Here is an 18,483-nt window from a genome sequence, read left to right as displayed (position 1 = left end):
GGTGGCCGACCCCGGTGGCGGGCCCGCGCACACGTGGAGCGCGGCGCACGGCGGGTGCCGTGCGCCGCGCGGGGGCGGCTCTCGTATGTCGGTCGGGTCAGGCGGTCGGCGCGGGCGCGGGCTCGGGCTCCGCGGCGGTCGCGGTGGCACCGGTGAGGGCGGGGGCGGAGCGCACCGAGGGGCTGAGGGACGCGGTCACCGCGAGCAGCAGCATCCAGGCGGTCAGCACCCACACGGTGGACACCGCTCCGAGCCCGGAGAGGAGCTGGCCGCCGATCAGCGAGCCCAACGGGATCGCGCCGAAGGAGATCAGCCCGACGGCGCCCAGCACCCGGCCCTGGATGGCGTCCGGCGTGACCGCGAGCTGGTAGGCGGAGATCACCACGTTCCAGACCGGCCCGACGAAGCACATCAGCGCGTAGACCCCGCCGATCAGATACGGGTCGTGGACCGTCAGCAGCACCGGAACCAGCAGCGCCCAGGCCCAGTTGGCACCGATCACCACCGTCCTCATCGACAGCCGGCGCTCCGCCGCCGGAGCCACCAGGGAGCCGAGCACCCCGCCGACCGCCGCCACCCCGAACATCACGCCGATCGCAGCCGAGGAGCCGTCGTGGCCCCGGGCCATCACGATGACCGTCAGGAAGAGCGCCTGGAACAGCAGGTTGCTGCCCGCGATCAGGAAGGTCGTGGTGCGCAGGAACGGCCTGCGCCACAACCAACCCATGCCCTCGGTGACTTCGCGGCGCAGCGGGACGCCGCGGGGGCGCCGCTCGGCCTGGAACTCACTGCGGATCAGCAGCAGGGTGACCAGCGACCACAGGTAGCTGGCGGTGTCGAAGACGAACGGCACCGCGTTGCCGATCCCGAACAGCAGGCCGCCCAGCGGCCTGCCGAGCATCTGGGCGCCGCGGGTCCGCGCCTCGTTGCGGGACAGCGCCGCGGCGAGCTGTGAGGGATGGACCACGTTGGGGACGGCCGAGGAGGCGGCGATCCGGAAGACCACGGTCAGCGTGCCCTCGACGAAGCCGACCACCAGGATGTACGGCAGCACCAGCCGGTGCAGCAGCAGCGTTGCCGCGACGCTGCCGAGGGCCAGGCCGCGCAGCACGTCGCACCAGACCATCGTCCGCCTGCGGTCCCAGCGGTCGACCAGCACTCCCGCCGGGAGCTGGAAGAGGAGTTGCGGCAGCAGCGCGACGAATCCGGTGAGCCCGGCGTCGGCCGCCGAGCCGGTCAGTGCGAGGACCAGCAGTGGATAGGCCACGCTGGAGGCGTTGGAGCCCAGTCCGGAGACCGCCGCCCCCTGCCACAGCAGGAGGAAGTCCCGGTTGCGCAGCAACGGCGGAACCTCCTCGGGGACTTCCTCGCGCACGGGTGCGATGTCGGTCATGGCTCGATGCTGCGAGCTCGTCCGCTCCCGGGACAGAGAAAGACCGGCAGTCACACGAGCAGTCCGCCGTCACCGGCTTCGCCGGGCTGACCCTGCCGCCCCCCTTCCGCAGTCGGCAGGCTGTCGCCCGGCCGGTGGACCGCCACCGGAGTGGACCCGTCGTACGCACAGGAAGGCGAAGGATGAGCACGAGCCCGAGCTCCCGCACGGAGCTGCTGCAACGGCGCCTGCGCGGCCTGACGAAGAGGCGGGAGGACGGGATCGCCCCCGTGCCCCGGGACGGCGCTCTTCCGCTGTCGTTCGCGCAGCACCGGATGTGGGTGCTCGACCAGCTCCTGCCGGGCGGCACCGAATACCTCATGCCGCTGCTGCTGCGTCTGCCCGGCCCGGTCGACCCGGTGGCCCTGCGGCGCGCGCTGGACGCGCTGGTGGCCCGGCACGAGGTGCTGCGCACCCGCCACCCAGCCGTGGACGACGAGCCGCTGCTGGTGATCGACCCGCCCGGGCCGATCGCCCTGACCACGGTCGACCTGTGCTCCGAGGAGCCGGAGCAGGCGGAGCGAAGGCTCGCCGAACTGGTGGCCGGGGACGGCGCGCGGCCGCTCGACCTGGCCACCGAGCACCCCGTCCGGGCGCTGCTCGCGCGGCTCCCCGACGGCGGCTGCGCGCTGTTGCTGACGGTCCACCACATCGCCTCGGACGGCTGGTCGGAGGGGGTCCTGCTCGGCGAACTCGACCGGCTCTACCGGGCGTTCGCCGCCGACCTGCCCGACCCGCTGGACCCCCCTGGCGTGCAGTACCTGGACTTCGCCGCCTGGCAGCGGACGCACCTGTCCGGTGACCGGCTGGCCGGTCAACTCGCCTACTGGCGGACCACCCTGGCCGACCTCGCGCCGCTCGCACTGCCCACCGACCGGCCCCGCGGTCCGGTCCGGGACTCGGCCGGAGCCACCGCCAGGTTCACCGTGCCCGCCGAACTAGCCTCGCAGATAACGGAGTTGGGGCGCAGTCGGGGAGCCACCCCGTTCATGGCCTTCCTGGCCGCCTTCCAGCTGCTGCTCGGCCGCCTCTGCGGGCAGACCGACGTGGTGGTCGGCACCCCGGTCGCGGGCCGGGAGGGGGCCGACACCCAGGCCATGGTGGGCCTGTTCGCCAACACCGTGGCGCTGCGCACCGACCTCTCCGGCGATCCGTCATTCCTCGAACTGCTGGGCCGCGTCAGGGAAACCGCGCTCGGAGCGTTCACCCACCAGGAGACGCCGTTCGAGCGGCTGGTCGACGAGCTGGCGCCCGAGCGCGACCCCTCCCGCAATCCGATCTTCCAGGTGGTCTTCCAACTCGCCGCGTACACCCCGGCCGAACCGGGCGCGCTGCGCGCCGAGCAGCAGCCGGTGGACTGGCGCACCGCCAAGTTCGACCTCGGTCTCGCCCTGGCCGGTACCGCCGACGGCTCCGTCACCGGCCAACTGGAATACGCGTCAGCGCTGTTCGACGCGGCGACGATCGAGCGGACCATCGGGCACTACCTGCGGCTGCTGGCCGGTATCGCCGCCGACCCCGGCCGTCCGGTCAACCGACTCGACCTGCTGTCCGACGCCGAGCGCGAGCTCCTGGCCTCCTGGAGCGGATCCGGCCGCGACTACCGCGCCGAGGAGACCATCCCCGAGGTGTTCCAGGAGTGGGCCGCGCGCACCCCCGACGCCGTCGCGGTCACCTGCGACGGCGTCGCGCTGACCTACGCGGAGCTCAACTCCCGCGCCAACCGCCTCGCCCACCGGCTGATGGCGCTGGGCGCCGGGCCGGAGGCGCTGGTCGGCGTGCGCTTCGAGCGCGGGCCGGAGCTGGTGGTGGCCCTGCTCGCCGTACTCAAGTCCGGTGCGGGCTACCTCCCGCTGGACCCGGGCCAGCCGGCCGAGCGGCTCTCGTACATCCTCGCCGACGCCCAGGTGGCCTGCCTGGTCACCGACCGGCGCGGGGAGGAGGAGGCCGTCACCACCCTGCTGCCCGACGAGGACGACCAGGACTGGCCCGACACCGACCCCGCCCCACGGGCGAGTTGCGGCAACACCGCCTACGTCATCCACACCTCGGGATCCACCGGCGCCCCCAAGGGCGTGCCGGTCAGCCACGCCAACGTGCTGCGCTTGCTGCGCTCCTGCCAGGAGGAGTTCGGCTTCGGCCCCGAGGACGTGTGGACGCTGTTCCACTCCTACGCCTTCGACTTCTCGGTCTGGGAGCTGTGGGGCGCGCTGCTCAACGGCGGCCGGGCCGTGGTGGTGCCGTTCGCCCTCTCGCGCTCCCCGCAGGACTTCCTCGACCTGCTGGTCTCCGAGCGCGTCACGGTGCTCAACCAGACCCCCTCGGCCTTCCGCGGCCTGCAGGAGGCCGTCGCCCTGGCCGACCCTTTCCCCCACGCGCTCGCGCTGCGGACCGTGGTCTTCGGCGGCGAGGCCCTGGACGTCGCCGAACTGGCGCCCTGGTTCGACCGGTTCGGCGACCAGCGGCCGACGTTGGTCAACATGTACGGCATCACCGAGACCACCGTCCACGTCACCCACCGCCGGGTGCGGGCCGAGGAGGCCGGTGGCGACCGGCGCAGCCCGATCGGCCGCCCGCTCGGCGACCTGCGGCTCCACCTCCTCGACGCGGACCTCAACCTGGTGCCGATCGGCGTGCCGGGCCAGCTCTACGTCTCCGGTCCCGGGGTGGCCCGCGGCTACCTGCGGCGTCCGGGGCTGACCGCCGAGCGGTTCCTGCCCGACCCGTACGCCGTTGTGCCGGGCGCCAGGGTGTACCGGACCGGCGACCTGGCCCGCTACGGCGCCGACGGCGAACTGGAGTTCCTCGGCCGGGCCGACGACCAGGTGAAGATCCGCGGCCACCGGATCGAGCCCGGCGAGATCGAGGCGGCCATCGGCGGCCTGCCCGACGTGGACAAGAGCCTGGTGGTGGCCCACCGCCGAGCCGGGGAACGGGAGTCCCGGCTGGTCGCGTACGTCGCGCCCCGGGCGAGCCGCACCCTGGACGTGTCCGGGCTGCGCACCGCGCTCGGCCGGACGCTGCCCGGCTACATGGTGCCCGCGGTCTTCGTCCCGCTCGACGCCTTCCCGATGACGGCCAACGGCAAGATCGACCGCCGCGCCCTGCCCGACCCCGACACCCACCGCGCCCTGGGCGGCCCCGGACACCTCGCGCCCCGCACCAGCACCGAGCGGATCGTCGCCGAGACCTGGACCGAGGTCCTGGGCATGCCGCGCGTCGGTGCCCTCGACAACTTCTTCGACCTGGGCGGCGACTCGATCCGGGCGATCAAGGTCGTCGGCGCGCTGCGCCGGCGCGGGACCGATCTGACGGTGCAGAACCTGCTGGTGCACCAGACCGTCGAGGAACTGGCGCGGTTCGCCGACACCGTCAAGCCCGGCGGGCCGACCAGCGTCGAGGAGCAGCGGGTGGCGCCGTTCACGCTGCTCTCGGAGGCCGACCGCGCCGCCCTGCCGCCCGGCCTGACGGACGCCTACCCGCTCGCCATGGTGCAGGCCGCGATGGTCTACCAGATGCTCGCGGACCGGGACGAGAGCCCGTACCACAACATCACGCTCTTCCCCTTCGTCGACGACGCGCCGTTCTCGCTGCCCGCGATGCGGGAGGCCGCGGCCCTGCTCGCCCGGCGGCACGAGATCGTGCGCACCAGCTTCGACCTCGACGGCTACTCGGAGCCGCTCCAGCTGGTACACGCCGACGCGACCGTGGAGGTCGGCTACGACGACCTGCGCGGGCTCGACGCCGAGCGGATCCGGACCGAGCTGGAGGAGTTCACCACCCGGACCCGCCGCACCCCCTTCGACATCGGCCGGGCGCCGATGCTGCGCTTCCACGTCCACCTGACCGCCGACGACCGCTGGACCTTCTCCTTCATCGAGTGCCACGCGATCCTCGACGGCTGGAGCCACCACTCGCTGATCGACGAGGTGATGCGCGACTACCGGGCGATCCGCGACGGCCGGGCCCCGGCCGGGGTCCCCGGGCACACCGTGCGCTACGCCGACCACATCGCGCTGGAGCGGCGCTCCCTCGCCGACGCCGAGGACCGCGCGCACTGGCAGCGGCAGGTCGCCGACTTCGAGCGGGTCGTCCTGCCGCCCTCCTGGGCCGCCGATCCGTCGGCCGGTGAGCGGCCATACCACGTCACCGTCGCGTTCCGGGACCTGGAGCCGGGCCTGCGCAGGCTGGCCTCCACGGCCGGAGTACCGCTCAAGAGCGTGCTGTTCGCCGCCCACCTGAAGGCGATGGCCACGATCACCGGCAGCCGCCGGTTCCACAGCGGACTGGTCTTCAACGGCCGCCTGGAGACCGCGGGCGGTGAGCTGGTGCGCGGCATGCACCTCAACACCGTGCCCCTCGGCGTCGAACTGACCGGCGGCACGTGGCGCGAACTGGCGGGTCAGGTCTTCGCCGCCGAGGTGGCGGCCTGGCCGCACCGCCGCTTCCCGCTGCCGGAGATGCAGCGCGCCTGGGGTGACGGCACCCCGCTGGTCGAAGTGTCCTTCACCTACCTGGACTTCCACGTCCTGGACAACCGGCAGATCGAGTCCGGCAAGGTCGTCGACGTCAGCCCCAACGAGTTCGCGCTGGACGCCTGGACCTTCCCCGGCGTGTTCTTCCTGGCCGGTCGCCCCGAGTGGATCAGCCGGGCGAACGGGCGGCGGCTGGCCGGGCTCTACCGGCGGATCCTGGAGGAGATGGCCGCCGACCCGCTGGGCGACGCCGAGGCCGACCTCCTCGGTGCCGAGGAACGCGGGCGGCTGCTCGACCTGGCGACCGGCGCCGAGGCCGCCTGCCCGGACGTCTGCGTGCACGAGCTGTTCGAACAGCAGGCCGCCCGTACCCCGGACGCCGTCGCGCTGCACTGCGCCGACGGCAGCACCGTCGACTTCGCCGCACTCAACGCGCGCGCCAACCGGATCGCCCGGCGGCTGCGCGCACTCGGGGTGGGCCCCGAGTCCAGGGTCGGGGTGCTGCTGCGCCGGGGCCCCGACCTGGTCGCCGCGCTGCTCGCGGTGCTGAAGGCCGGTGGCGCCTACCTTCCGCTCGACCCCGCCCATCCCGCGCAGCGGCTGACCGCGCTGCTCGCCGACACCGACGCCGTGGCCGTGCTCACCCAGCAGGACCTGGCCGACCTGGTCTCCGGCCACCCCGGCGAGGCCGTACTGCTCGACCGCGACCCGGGACTCGACGCGCTGGACCAGGGCGATCTCTGTCCGACCGCCGCCCCGGGAAACCTGGCCTACGTCGTCTACACCTCCGGCTCCACCGGCGCCCCCAAGGGCGTGATGATCGAGCACCGCTCCCTGGTCAACTACCTGACCTGGACCGTGGCCGAGTTCCCGCCCGTCCACGGCACCGGCTCACCGCTGTACTCGGCGATGACCTTCGACCTCCCGGTCACCTCGCTCTTTCCGGCCCTGGTCTCCGGCCAGCCGGTCACCCTCACCGTGGACGACGGCACCCCCGGCCTGGACGGCCTGGTCGCCGCTCTGGAGCGCGGCGGGTTCGGCCTGGTCAAGCTGACCCCCACGCACCTGGCCCTGCTCAACCAGACGCTGTCGCCCGGCGCGCTCGCCTCCGCCACCGACCGGCTGGTGATCGGCGGCGAGGCGCTCACCCGCGAGATGCTCAGCACCTGGGCCGAACACGCCCCGGCCACGGCGGTGGTCAACCACTACGGCCCGACCGAGGCCACCGTGGGCTGCGCCTTCCTGAAGGCCGGGGCCGACACCCTGCCCCCTGGCCCGGTGCCGATCGGCCGCCCGGCGGCCAACACCGTGATGCGGATCCTCGACCGCGACCTGCGGCTGGTCCCGGCCGGAGTCATCGGCGAGTTGTACATCGGTGGTGCCCAGTTGGCCCGGGGCTACGTCGAGCGGCCCGGGCTGACCGCCGACCGCTTCGTCCCCGACCCGTACGCGGCCGTGCCCGGGGCCCGGCTCTACCGCACCGGCGACCTGGCCCGCTACCGGGAGGACGGCCTGCTGGAGTACCGCGGCCGGGCAGACGACCAGGTGAAGATCCGCGGCTACCGCATCGAGCCCGGCGAGGTGGAGGGCGTGCTCCGGCGCCACCCGGCGGTCCGGGAGGTCAGTGTCCGGGTGCGCACCGCGCCTGGCGGCGAGCACAGCCTGGCCGCCTACGTGGTACCGCGCGACGGCGCGGCCGTCGGGCCCGCCGAGCTGCGGGACTGGCTGCTCGGCACCCTCCCCGCGTACCTCGTCCCGTCCGGCTTCGCCCTGCTGGACGCCCTGCCGCTGACCCCGAGCGGCAAGGTCGACCCGCACGCCCTGCCCGAGCCCGACACCGGCAGCCGTCCGGCCACCCAGTACCTGGCGCCGCGCACCGCCGTGGAGGGCGTCCTGGCAGCGGCCCTCGCCGAGGTGCTCGGCCTGCCCCGGGTCGGCGTCGACGACTCCTTCACCGACCTCGGCGGGAACTCGCTCACCGCGATGCGGGTCATCGTCAGGCTCCGCGAGGACCACGGGATCGCGGTCGCCTTCCGCGACTTCTACCAGCACCGCACGGTCGCCGACCTGGCCCGCGCGATCGACCCCGCCGTCGCCGCCGACCTCGTACCCGCACCCGCCGCCGACCCGGCGCGGGCCACCGACGGCTTCGCGGACCCGGTGCTGTGGCTGCGCCGCGAGGGTGGGCGGCCACCGCTGTTCTGCGTCTACCCGGGCGGCGCCCAGTGGTACGTCCACCTCGCCGAACGCCTCGCCGAGGACCGGCCCGTGGTCGGCCTGGAGTGGCCCGGCCTGCACCTCGACGTCGCCTCCCCGCAGAGCATCGGCAGCGTCGCCGAGCAGTTCCTCGGCCGGATCCGCGCCATCCGGCCCACCGGCCCGTACCACCTGCTCGGCTGGTGCGGCGCCGGACCGGTCACCAGCGAACTGGCGCACCGGCTGCACCGCGACGGCGAGCAGCTCACCTTCGCCCTGCTCGACCCCGCCCTGGACAGCCACACCCGCAGGAACCTGTGGGCGGAGGTGGCGATGTTCGCCCGCGGCGAGGACCTGCTCCGCAAGCTCGACCTGGCGGTGGGCGAGGAGGAGATCGTCCTGCTCCAGGAGGAGTTCCTCAAGGTGCTCGACTACGTCATCGACGAGGGCGCCAAGTTGGTGCCCTCACCTGGGGACACCTTCTGGGCGGGGCGGCTCAAGGCCTGGCGCGAGCTGGCCCAGGCCACCCTCGGGTACCGCCACCGGCCCTACCCGGGACGGATGCACCTGCTGATCGGCGACGAACTGGCCGGCGGTGCGCACGATGTGAACTCCGGGCAGTCCTACCGGGACTACCTGGCGCGCTGGGGCGAGCTGACCCCGGGCGGCCTGGAGGTCCACCGGGTCGGCGGCGACCACCTGGGCGTCCTGCGTCCGCCGCACGTCGCCGGTCTCGCCCGCCTGATCGACGGCCTGCTGGCCGAGACCGACTGACGGACCCGATCCCGACAAAGGAAGTGAACCGATGCCCCCCGTCCTCACAGCGGAGTCACACGACAGTGTGGTGACCCTGGACCCCAGCGTGTCCATGGCCGTCGAGACCCTGGCCGCCGACCTCCTGCCCTTCGCGGGCGGACGGATGGACGACCCCGCCTGGATCCGCCAGGCCGGCCGCCTCAGCCACGACCTGCCCGCCGCCCTGCGCAAGTCCCTCGCCGCCTTCGGCCGCGACCCGGGAGCGGCCGGATCCCTGCTGATCCGCGGCCTCCCGTTCGACGAGGAGCTGATCGGGGCGACGCCCTCGGTCAGCGGCTCCGTCCAGCGCGAGGCCACGATCCCCGCCTCCGTCCTGATGCTGCTCACCCACGTACTCGGCGAGCCGATCTCCTTCCGGCCGGAGAAGTCCGGCGCGATGGTCCACGACGTGGTCCCGGTGCCGGGCAGCGAGGAGTCCCAGGGCAACGAGGGGTCGGACCTGCTGACCTTCCACAACGAGAACGCCTTCCACCACCACCGCCCCGACTTCGTCCTGCTGCTGTGCGTGCGCGCCGACCACGACCGGGTGGCCGGGCTGCGCACCGCCTCCATCCGGCAGGTCCACCACCTGCTCGGCGCCACCCACCGGGAGACCCTGTTCCGGCCCGAGTTCACCACCGCGCCGCCGCCCTCCTTCGCGCTGCCCGCGTCGCACTCCGAGCCGCACCCGGTGCTCAGCGGCGCCCCCGACGATCCGGACCTGCTGGTCGACTTCGCCGCCACCGAACCGCTCACCGATCGGGCGGCGCAGGCCCTGCTCGAACTCCAGCGGCTCTTCTCCGTACACGCGCTGACCCATCGCCTGCTGCCCGGCGACCTCGCTGTCGTCGACAACCGGGTGACCGCGCACGGCCGCACCGGTTTCGTCCCGCGCTACGACGGGCGCGACCGGTGGCTGCACCGCACCTTCGCCACCCAGAACCTGCGCCGCTCCCGGATCCACCGGGCCGACGACGGACACGTCCTGACGGACTGACCGGCCCCTGCACGCACCGCCCTTGACGGACCGTCGGCGCCCGGGCGCCGACGGTCCGTCGGCGTTCGGCACCGGGGCCGGGACACGGCGAAGGGCCGCCTCCGTCGGTTTCCCGGGGGCGGCCCGTTCGGTTGGCGCCAGAGGTCGAGGACGTCAGTCGTCGAGGACGACGAAGCGCAGTTCGCTGGTGTAGCGGTTGCCCTGGTCGTCGGTGAGCCAGGTCTGCTCCGGGGTGGGCAGCATCTCCGTGACCGTCAGACGGCCCTGCGGGTCCTGGCGGGTGAGGCGGCGAACCGCCTTGGCGAACAGGCTGACGTACGCCGGACTGTCGAAGTCCACGAAGAACGGCCGGGGTTCGGTCGGCGCGGTGACGAAGACGAACCTGGGCAGCCCGGTCGCGGCGTGCCAGCGGCGGACCCGCACGAAGCGGCGCGCCTCGCTCTTGTCCTGGGCGCAGTCGAGGGCGGCACCGACGTACCGCCAGGTCTCCCGGGCCAGCACCAGCCGGTCCACGGTGATCCGGGGGGTATGGTCGGCCTCGGGCAGCAGTCGGCACAGATCGATCACCAGGGTGGTCAGGACGTGCGCGAAGACGTCCAACACGCCGAAGACCGCTCCGTCGGGCAGCCGGACCACCAGTCGGCCGTCCTGCCGCTCCACCACCGCGTCGGCGCTGGCCACGGTCCGCTCCCGCTGCGGGTCGGCGCCGTGGTCGAGCAGGGCGACCTGGTAGTCCTCGGGCCGGACCAGGGCGTGTCGGACCCGGGTGGAGAGTCGGGCGCGGTGCTCCTTGGGCAGCAGCGGCATCAGCCTCGGCTGCGGGTGGTCCCGGCTGGTCTGCTCGAACAGTTCGTCCGGGGCCGGGTGCTGGTGGACGAAGAGCGAGGCGCCGAGCGTGTTGGTGGCCACGTGCAGCTCGCCGACCACCAGCTCGAACTCGCCGCGCTCCAAGGCCTCCCGGCCGTCGGCGGCCAGCATCACGTCCGGGCTGAGGTAGCGGGCCGCGGTCCAGCCCGCGGACCGCTCGTCGAAGGCGCCCCGCACCGCCTCGGCGATGTCCGCCGAGGCGACCGTGACGTTGCCGCTCCGCTCCGGCAGGCGCAGGACCGCGGACCAGCGCTGCCAGAACTCGTGCTGGAGGGCGGCCGCCTCGGCGACCGCGTCGCCGTGCAGGACGGGCATGCAGGCGAACCAGAACGACGCCAGGTCGATCGATTCGCCACCGGCCGCGCTCAGCCGGTCGTGGACCTGCTCGGCCAGGGTCAGCACCCGGGACGCCAGCCGGGAGGTGAGCCAGGTGGCGCTGGTCAGCAGCAGGTCCAGCGGTGCCAGGGCCCGCAGGACCTCGGCGCCGACCGTCGCCGTGGCGGACCGGATGCTGTCGGCGTAGACCAGGGTCCGGCAGGGCGCCGTGCTCCCGCCCTTCTCTCGGGTCGCCGCCGCGTCGGTCAGTTCCCGGAAGTCGGACTCCAGGGCGGCCAGCGCCTCGGTCAGCTCCGGTCCGGCCGCCGCCGCGGCGACCCTGGCCCGTCCGCGTTCGAGCGCCTCCAGCAGGCGCAGGCCGCGGCGCCGCGCCGTCTCGTCGCCGACCCGCTCCAGCCAGTCGCGCAGGTGGCGCTCGGGGTGGGTACCGGCCGGAACCTCAAGCTTGCGCACGATCCAGCGCCGCCGGACCAGCTGCTCCAGCAGCTGCTCGACCTCCGGTGGCGCGGCCCGGTCGGCCAGTTCCCGCCGGATCTCCCGGACCGGGCGGCGGCCGTCGCACAGCCGCAGGGCGGCCAGCTCCAGGTCGGTGGCCGGTTGCGGGGGCCGACCGGGCAGCAGGGCCTCGGTCTCGCTGATCCGCAGGTAGGGCATGCGGCGCGGGGCCACCCAGTCGCGCAGTCCCGGGTCGGCGTTCAGCACCTTCACGAGTTCGTCGATCGACCAGCTGGAGAAGTACACCTCGGTCCGGGAAAGCAGGCCCGCTCCGGGCTCGACCGTCACTCCGGGCCGCTCCGGGTCGAGTTCGCCCCAGCCGACCGGGCCGAAGAAGCCGATGGTGTCGTTCTTGACGCAGAACCGCTGCCAGTAGTGCGCCACCAGCTCCTCACGCTGCCGGTGGCTGCTGGTCCGCCCGGCCACGCTCGGCTCCCAGCGCACGAACGGCTCCACGGCGCGGCCGACCACGGCGCGGTTCTGCCAGGCCACCGCGGCCTGGAAGTCCGGCCGGGCGGCGATCCGCTGCAGTTCCCGGGCACTGTCCACCGCCGCCTCGGCGAAGGCTGCCTCGAAGGCCTTCCAGGCGGGCCCGGTCAGCGCGGCCCGCGGCCCCAGGGCGTCGGCCGCCCTGACCAGCTCGGGCACGGCCAGCCGCAGCACCCCGTCAGCCGGGAAGCCCGGCCCGCGCAGTGCGAACTGCCGCCACAGCTGCCACTTGTCCCCCAGCGGGACGGTTGTCCCGGCCATGGTCCACCTCCTTCTAGCTCAGGCCGGCGTCGGCGATGACGACCATGGCGAGGTCCTCGGGCGACGGGTAGGTGAAGACCAGGGCGACCGGGACCTCCACGCCGACCGCCTGTTGCAGCCGGGCGGTGATCTGGAAGGCGCTGAGTGAGTCGCCGCCCGCCTCGAAGAAGTCGCTGAAGGTGTCCAGCGCCTCGTCGCCGAGCGTCTCCCGGTAGAAGGAGGCGATCAGCTCGGGGAGGGCTGCGGCTTCGATCTGGTGGCTGTCCGTACTGGTCATGCGATACCTCCGGGTCAGCGGATGCTTGCTGGACGGGTCGACCGACGGATGTCGGCCGACGGCGCGGTGTCGGCCCGGTGCCGACGGTCCGCGCGGGTCAGGCCGGTTCGCCCGGGGGCCGATCCCCGGGACGGGCGTACAGCCCGGCGGCCAGGGCGGCGGGCGTGTTGCCCCCTGACACGACGACGGCGACGCGGCTGCCCCACAGCGGGCGGCCCGCCTCGGAGAGCGCTCCGGCCAGCGCGACGCTGCCGCTGGCCTCGGCGGCGACGCCCGCCCCGTGCAGCAGCCGCATGGCCCGCAGGATCTCCTGGTCGGAGACGTCGACCAGGGCGTCCACCCGGTCCCGGATGATCGGGAACGGGACCGCGCCTGGCCGCTGCCCGCGCAGCCCGTCGGCGACGGTGGCCGAGGGCGGCACGGCGACCGGTCGTCCGGCGGCCAGCGAGCGGGCGTAGCGGTTGGCGCCGGTCGGCTCGACGCCGACGATCCGCACCGGGCGGCGGGCCGCCCGCGCGGCCAGGCAGATTCCGGCGAGCAGACCGCCGCCGCCGGTCGGAACGAAGACGGTATCGACCTCGGGCGCGTCCTCGAAGATCTCCAGGCCGACCGTGCCCTGGCCCGCGACCACCAACTCCTGGTCGGAGGAGGGCACGAACAGCGCGCCGGTCCGCTCCGCGCAGGCGAGGGCCCGCTGCTCGCGTTCCGCCACGCCACCGTCCACCCGGACCACCCGCGCGCCCAGTGAGCGGATGACCCGCTCCTTGTCCTCGCTGGCTCCCGCCGCCATCACCACGGTGACCGGGACGCCCAGGGCCCGGCCGTTGCGGGCGACCGCGATGCCGTGGTTGCCCGAGGAGCCGGTGACGATCCCGGCCGCAGTGGCTCCGGCCATCGCGTTGGTGGCGCCGCGGACCTTGAACGAACCTCCGTGCTGGAGGTGTTCGGCCTTGAGCAGGATGCCGGGCAGCGCGTCGAGGACCAGCAGCGGGGTCCGCCGCACCTGGGCGGCGATCCGGTCGGCCGCCGCCCGGACGTCCCCCAGGTCGGGCCGGGGCCGTGGACCTGTCGTGGTGTCCGGTGAGCTCAGCGCGCGGTGGTCGGCCTTACCAGTGCTGGTGGTGGGCACCCGGTCGATCCGGACGAAGCGGCGCGGCATCAGGTGGAACGGCAGGGTCCGCGCCAGGTGGGTGCGCAGCGCGGAGTCGGCCACCTCGGCCGTCGGTCCGGCGACGTGGGCGACCAGGTAGGTGCGGCCCTGGTCGTCGGTCGACGCGGTGACCACGGCGCCGGTCACCGCGGGGTGTCCGAGCAGTTCCCCCTCGATCTCGGCCGGGTCCACCCGGTAGCCGCGGATCTTGATCTGCCGGTCGCTGCGGCCGAGGTACTCCAGGGTGCGGTCGGGCCGCCGCCGGGCCAGGTCGCCGGTCCGGTACATCCGCGCACCGGGCGGACCCGCCGGGTCGGGCAGGAAGCGGTCGGCGGTCAGCGCGGGACGGCCGCCGTAGCCGCGCGCCACACCGGCCCCGGCGATGTGGATCTCGCCGACCTCGCCGTCCGGGACCGGGGCGAGCCCGGCGTCCAGCAGCCGGACGGAGCTGCCGTCGATGGGCGTGCCGATCAGGTCGGCGCCGGTCTCCGGCTCCTCGGGCAGACGCAACCGGGTGGAGGTCATGGTGCATTCGGTCGGGCCGTACTGGTTGACCAGCCTGCCGCCGAGCACCCGGTGGCCGCCCGCGGTGAGGAAGGGCCGCAGCGACTCCCCGCTGGAGACCGTCAGCCGCAGGCCGCGCAGTTGCTCGGCGATGCCCTCGTGCCGGGTCAGGAAGGTGAGCAGCGACGGGGTGGCGCTGAGCACCGTGTCCACGCCGAACTGCCGCACCGTGTCGGCGAATCCCTCGGCGCGAAGCAGCACCGAGCGGTCCGCCAGGACCAGCCGGGCGCCCGCGACCAGCGGGGCGAAGGTGTCCCGGATGGACGCGTCGTAGCCCAGCGGGGCCAGCTGGAGCGCGGTGGTGTGCGGGCCGAGCCCGTAGTCGCGGACCACGAACCGCAGGTAGTTGGTGAGCCCGCGGTGCTCGATCAGCACCGCGTTGGGTGTCCCGGTCGAGCCGGAGGTGTGCGCCACGTACGCCAGCGAACGCGGCGCGATGTCCGGCAGCGGGCGCCGCGCGGCCGCTCGGGGGCCTTCCTCCTCGTCGATCAGCGCGGTCGGCCCGGGGACGGTCAGATCGAGCTTGGCGGCGAGGGCGGCAGTGGTGACGAGGAAGGTGGCCCGGGCGCTGTCGGCCATCGCCTGGAGCCGCAGCGGCGGCGCGTCCACGTCCAGGGTGAGGAAGGCCCCACCGGCCCGGGAGACGGCGGCCATCGCCGCCACGGCCTGCGGGCCGCGCTCCACCGCCACCGCGCAGACCTGCTCGGGACCGACCCCGCGCGCGGCCAGACCCACCGCCAACTTCTCGATCCGGTAGACCAGTTCACGGTACGTCAGGACAGTGTCCGCGGTGACCAGGGCGGGCGCCCCGGGAGCGTGGGCGGCGTGCGCGGCGATCGCGTCGACGTAGCTGGTCCGCGCGGTCACGTGGCGCCGCCCGGGACCTTGAGGCGGTCGACCGCGACCAGGCGCAGTTCGGAGCTGTACCGGTGGCCCTGGTCGTCGGTGAGCCAGGCCTGCTCCGGAGTGGGCAGCATCTCGGAGACGGTCAGTCGGGCCTGCGGGTCCCGGGCGGCCAGTCGGCGGATCGCCTTGGCGAGGATGTTGACGTACACCGGGCTGTCGAAGTCCACGTAGAACGGTCGGGGTTCGGCGGGCGAGACCACGAACACGTGTCGCGGGAGCCCGGTCGCGGCCTGCCAGTGGCGGGCCCGGACGAAGCGCCGCGCCTCGTTCTTCTCGGTGGCGAAGGGCAGCTGTCCGGCGGCGACGCGCCAGGTCTCACGGGAGAGGACCATCTTGTCGACGGTGACCCGAGGTGAGTGGTCGTCGTCCGGACGGATCCGGAAGCGGTCCATCACCCGGTTGGTCATCGCGTGGCAGAAGACGTCCAGCAGGTCGAACACCGCGCCGTCGGGCAGTTCGGCGACCAGTCGGCCCTCCCGCTCCTCGACCGACACGTCGGCGCAGCGGACGGTGCGCGGACGGTGCGGGTCGGCCGTGTGGTCCACCAGCGCGACGTAGTAGTCATGCGGGCGCTCCAGGGCGGGGCGGCTGCGCGCGGACCAGCGGATCAGCGGCAGCTCCTTGGGCAGCATCGGGATCAGCCGCGGACCGGGGAAGTCCGCCGTGGTCTCCGCGATCAGCTCGTCGCGGTCCGGGTGCTGGCTGACGAAGAGCGAGGCGCCAAGGGTGTTCATCGCGACGTGCAGCTCGCCGAGCACCAGGGTGAACTCGCCCCGCTCGACGGCCTGGAGGCCCTCCGCGATGAGCATCACGTCCGGGCTGGCGTAGCGGGACAGCGACCATCCGGTGCCCGGGTCCCCGAACGCCTTGCGGACCTGGTCGGCGATGTCGGCCGAGGTCCGCTCCACCCGCCGGGCGTCCTCCGGGGCGCCGATGATGGCCGCCCAGCGCTCGCGCAGCTCCGCCTGGATGGCGTCGATGTCGGCGATGGATCGGCTGTGCGGGGCGGGCAGGCACTCGAACCAGAGCGAGCCCAGGTCGACCGTCCGCTGCTGGGCGCGCAGCCGCTGGTACGCCTCGGCGATCCGGGCGCCGACGACCTCGGCGAACCGGTCGGTCATCCAGCGGGAGGCGGTCAGGCACAGCTCCAGCGGGGTGAGGGCCTCCAGCACCGCACTGCCGACCCGGGCGGTGGCCGAGCGCCTGCAGTCCGCGTACACGAGGGCGCGGTTCGGCGCCGTCCGCGTGCCCTTCGCGCGCTGCGCCGGGGCGTCCGCCAGGTCGGCGAAGTCGCCCTCCAGGGCGGCGAGCGCGGAGACGAGTTCCTCCGCGTCGGTCCCGGCGGCCTGCACCCGGTCCCGTCCGCGTTCCAGCACGGCGAGCCCGGCCAGGGCGGGTTCGCGGACCGCCGGGTCGCCGATCCCCTCCAGGGTCCGGCGCAGGTGGCGCTCCGGGTACGTGGTGGCGGGGATCTCCAGCCGCCAGGCGATCCAGCGCCGCCGGACGAGTTGCTCCAGCACCTGCTCGACCGTCTCCGGCGCGGCCTGGTCGGCCAGCTCCCGCTGGATCTCCCGGGCCGGGCGCACCCCGTCGCAGCGCAGCAGCACCTGGTGCTCCAACGCGGACACCGGCTGCGCGGGGCGCCCCGGGATCCGTACCTCCGCCTCTCCGAAGCGCAGGTACGGCAGTCGGCGCGGCGCCAGCCAGAGGCGCAGGGCCGGATCGCGGTCCAGGGTCCTGGCCAGCTCGTCGATCGACCAGCTGGAGAAGAAGACCTCGGAGCGGGTGATCAGGCCGGTGCCGCAGTCCACCTCGACGCCGCGCAGCTCCGGGTCGAGGGTGGCCCAGCCGACCGGGCCGAAGAAGCCGATGGTGTCGTTCTTGACGCAGAACCGCTGCCAGTAGTGCGCCACCAGTTCCTCGCGCTGGCGCGGCATGCTGGTGCGGCCCGCCGCACTCGGTGTCCAGGCGAGGAACGGCGCGATCCCGGAACGCAGCACGGCCCGGTTCTGCCAGGCCACCGCGGCCCGGAAGTCGGATCGGCGGGCGATCGTCTGCAGCTCCCTGGCGGTGTCCACGGCCGCGTCGGCGAAGGCGGCCTCGAAGGTCCGCCAGTCGGCCCCGGCCAGTTCCGCTCCGGCGCCGAACCGGTCGGCGGCCTCGGCCAGGCCCTGCGGTGCCAGGCGCAGCACCCCGGTCACCGGGAACCCCGGGCCGCGCAGCGCGAAGTGCCGCCACAGGCGCCAGCCGCCGTCGGGCAGCAGGATGGGCTCACTCATCGCCGTCTCCCGCGGGGCCGCCGCCGACGCACCACTCCAGCACCGCACGGGCGCTGTGGTACTTGTTCTCGGCCTGCTCGAAGGCGATCGAGGCCGGTCCTTCGAGTACCTCGGCGGTCGTCTCGTCGCCGCGGTGCGCGGGCAGGTCGTGCATGAACAGCGCACCCGCGCCGGCGTCCATGACGGCCTTGTCCACCTGGAACGGCTCGAAGTCACGCCGCCATTCGGGGTCGGCCTTCGTGGTGCCGGTGGTCTGCCAACGAGTGGTATAGACCACGTCGACCTCGGGCAGGTCGGCCATGTCGTGGCGCTGCGCCACCAGCGCGCCGCTGCCGGCCGCGTACTCGGCGGCCCGGTCGAGGTAGCGCTGCTCGACCCCGTAGCCGCTCGGGGTGCGCAGGTGCAGTTCGGTACCGGGGTAGCGGGACAGCGCCAGCGTCAGTGCCGAGGCGGTGTTGTTGCCCTCCCCGGCATAGAGCACCCGCAGACCGTCGATCCTCCCGAACCGGCGGAGCAGCGTGGTGAGGTCGGCGAGCGCCTGGGTGGGGTGCTCGGCGGCGCTCATCGCGTTGATCACGGCCATCTGCCGCTGGGCGGCGAAGGCCCGCAGTTCGGCCTCGCTGCCGGCGGTCCTGGCGACCAGGACGTCCAGCATCCGGGACAGCACGGCGGCGGTGTCCTCGACCGCCTCCCCGGTGTTCTCCTGCAGGTCGCCGGGGCCGTAGCTGATCAACCGGCCGCCCAGGCGCAGTGTGCCGGCCGAGAAGGCGGTGCGGGTGCGGGTGGAGGTCCTGCGGAACAGGATGCCCACCACCGCGTCGTGCAGCGGGCGGGCGTCCTCAAGGCGGCCGGCGGCGAAGTCGGCGCCCCGCTGCACGATGCGGTGCATCTCCTCGAAGCCGAGGTCGTCTATCGAGATCAGGTGGCGGCGTAGCGGACGGGACATGGTGCTCTCCTTGTCTCT

The 18,483-nt window shown here is 73.9% G+C and carries 8 protein-coding genes; 2 read left to right on the top strand and 6 right to left on the bottom strand.

Going from position 1 to position 18,483, the window contains the following annotated elements:
- Positions 1-97: 97 nt before the first annotated feature.
- Positions 98-1,393, bottom strand: a complete 1,296-nt coding sequence (locus GXP74_RS29615) for an MFS transporter (RefSeq protein ID WP_182454295.1) — start codon at positions 1,391-1,393, stop codon at positions 98-100.
- Between the two features lie 182 nt (positions 1,394-1,575).
- Between GXP74_RS29615 and GXP74_RS29610 the strand changes: the two genes are divergently transcribed.
- Together GXP74_RS29610 and GXP74_RS29605 are read left to right on the top strand one after the other, a co-directional pair.
- Positions 1,576-8,877, top strand: coding sequence for a non-ribosomal peptide synthetase (locus tag GXP74_RS29610; protein ID WP_182454294.1), 7,302 nt, complete (start codon positions 1,576-1,578; stop codon positions 8,875-8,877).
- Between the two features lie 31 nt (positions 8,878-8,908).
- A complete protein-coding gene (locus GXP74_RS29605) occupies positions 8,909-9,895 on the top strand; it encodes a TauD/TfdA family dioxygenase (protein ID WP_182454293.1) in 987 nt (328 codons plus the stop codon).
- 153 nt (positions 9,896-10,048) lie between these two features.
- On the opposite strand, the gene GXP74_RS29600 is transcribed toward GXP74_RS29605, so the two are convergent.
- The 5 genes from GXP74_RS29600 to GXP74_RS29580 all read right to left on the bottom strand — a co-directional run bounded on the left by GXP74_RS29600 (position 10,049) and on the right by GXP74_RS29580 (position 18,465).
- The gene (locus tag GXP74_RS29600) at positions 10,049-12,343 is read right to left on the bottom strand and encodes a lantibiotic dehydratase (RefSeq protein WP_182454292.1); all 2,295 of its coding nucleotides are present in this window, start codon (positions 12,341-12,343) and stop codon (positions 10,049-10,051) included.
- 13 nt (positions 12,344-12,356) lie between these two features.
- Complete coding sequence (locus GXP74_RS29595) at positions 12,357-12,620, bottom strand: acyl carrier protein (RefSeq protein WP_182454291.1); 264 nt, start codon at positions 12,618-12,620, stop codon at positions 12,357-12,359.
- Between the two features lie 97 nt (positions 12,621-12,717).
- The gene (locus GXP74_RS29590) at positions 12,718-15,201 is read right to left on the bottom strand and encodes an amino acid adenylation domain-containing protein (protein ID WP_182454290.1); all 2,484 of its coding nucleotides are present in this window, start codon (positions 15,199-15,201) and stop codon (positions 12,718-12,720) included.
- Positions 15,198-17,519 carry a lantibiotic dehydratase gene (locus GXP74_RS29585; protein ID WP_182454289.1) on the bottom strand — a complete coding sequence of 774 codons (2,322 nt, stop codon included), beginning with the start codon at positions 17,517-17,519 and terminating at the stop codon, positions 15,198-15,200. The genes GXP74_RS29590 and GXP74_RS29585 overlap by 4 nt, the downstream gene beginning before the upstream one ends.
- Positions 17,512-18,465, bottom strand: a complete 954-nt coding sequence (locus GXP74_RS29580) for an ornithine carbamoyltransferase (protein ID WP_182454288.1) — start codon at positions 18,463-18,465, stop codon at positions 17,512-17,514. The genes GXP74_RS29585 and GXP74_RS29580 overlap by 8 nt, the downstream gene beginning before the upstream one ends.
- Between the last annotated feature and the right edge of the window lie 18 nt (positions 18,466-18,483).

It is taken from the genome of Streptacidiphilus sp. P02-A3a, from assembly GCF_014084105.1.
Lineage (GTDB): Bacteria > Actinomycetota > Actinomycetes > Streptomycetales > Streptomycetaceae > Streptacidiphilus.
The sequence above is the reverse complement of the archived record's forward strand: the minus strand, read 5'-3'. Positions and strand labels throughout refer to the sequence as shown.

What these genes read in the sequence shown, in the direction of transcription:
- GXP74_RS29585 (WP_182454289.1), bottom strand. Translation starts at nt 17,519, where the DNA reads ATGAGTGAGCCCATCCTGCTGCCCGACGGCGGCTGGCGCCTGTGGCGG.
- GXP74_RS29600 (WP_182454292.1), bottom strand. Translation starts at nt 12,343, where the DNA reads ATGGCCGGGACAACCGTCCCGCTGGGGGACAAGTGGCAGCTGTGGCGG.
- GXP74_RS29595 (WP_182454291.1), bottom strand. Translation starts at nt 12,620, where the DNA reads ATGACCAGTACGGACAGCCACCAGATCGAAGCCGCAGCCCTCCCCGAG.
- GXP74_RS29615 (WP_182454295.1), bottom strand. Translation starts at nt 1,393, where the DNA reads ATGACCGACATCGCACCCGTGCGCGAGGAAGTCCCCGAGGAGGTTCCG.
- GXP74_RS29605 (WP_182454293.1), top strand. Translation starts at nt 8,909, where the DNA reads ATGCCCCCCGTCCTCACAGCGGAGTCACACGACAGTGTGGTGACCCTG.
- GXP74_RS29580 (WP_182454288.1), bottom strand. Translation starts at nt 18,465, where the DNA reads ATGTCCCGTCCGCTACGCCGCCACCTGATCTCGATAGACGACCTCGGC.
- GXP74_RS29610 (WP_182454294.1), top strand. Translation starts at nt 1,576, where the DNA reads ATGAGCACGAGCCCGAGCTCCCGCACGGAGCTGCTGCAACGGCGCCTG.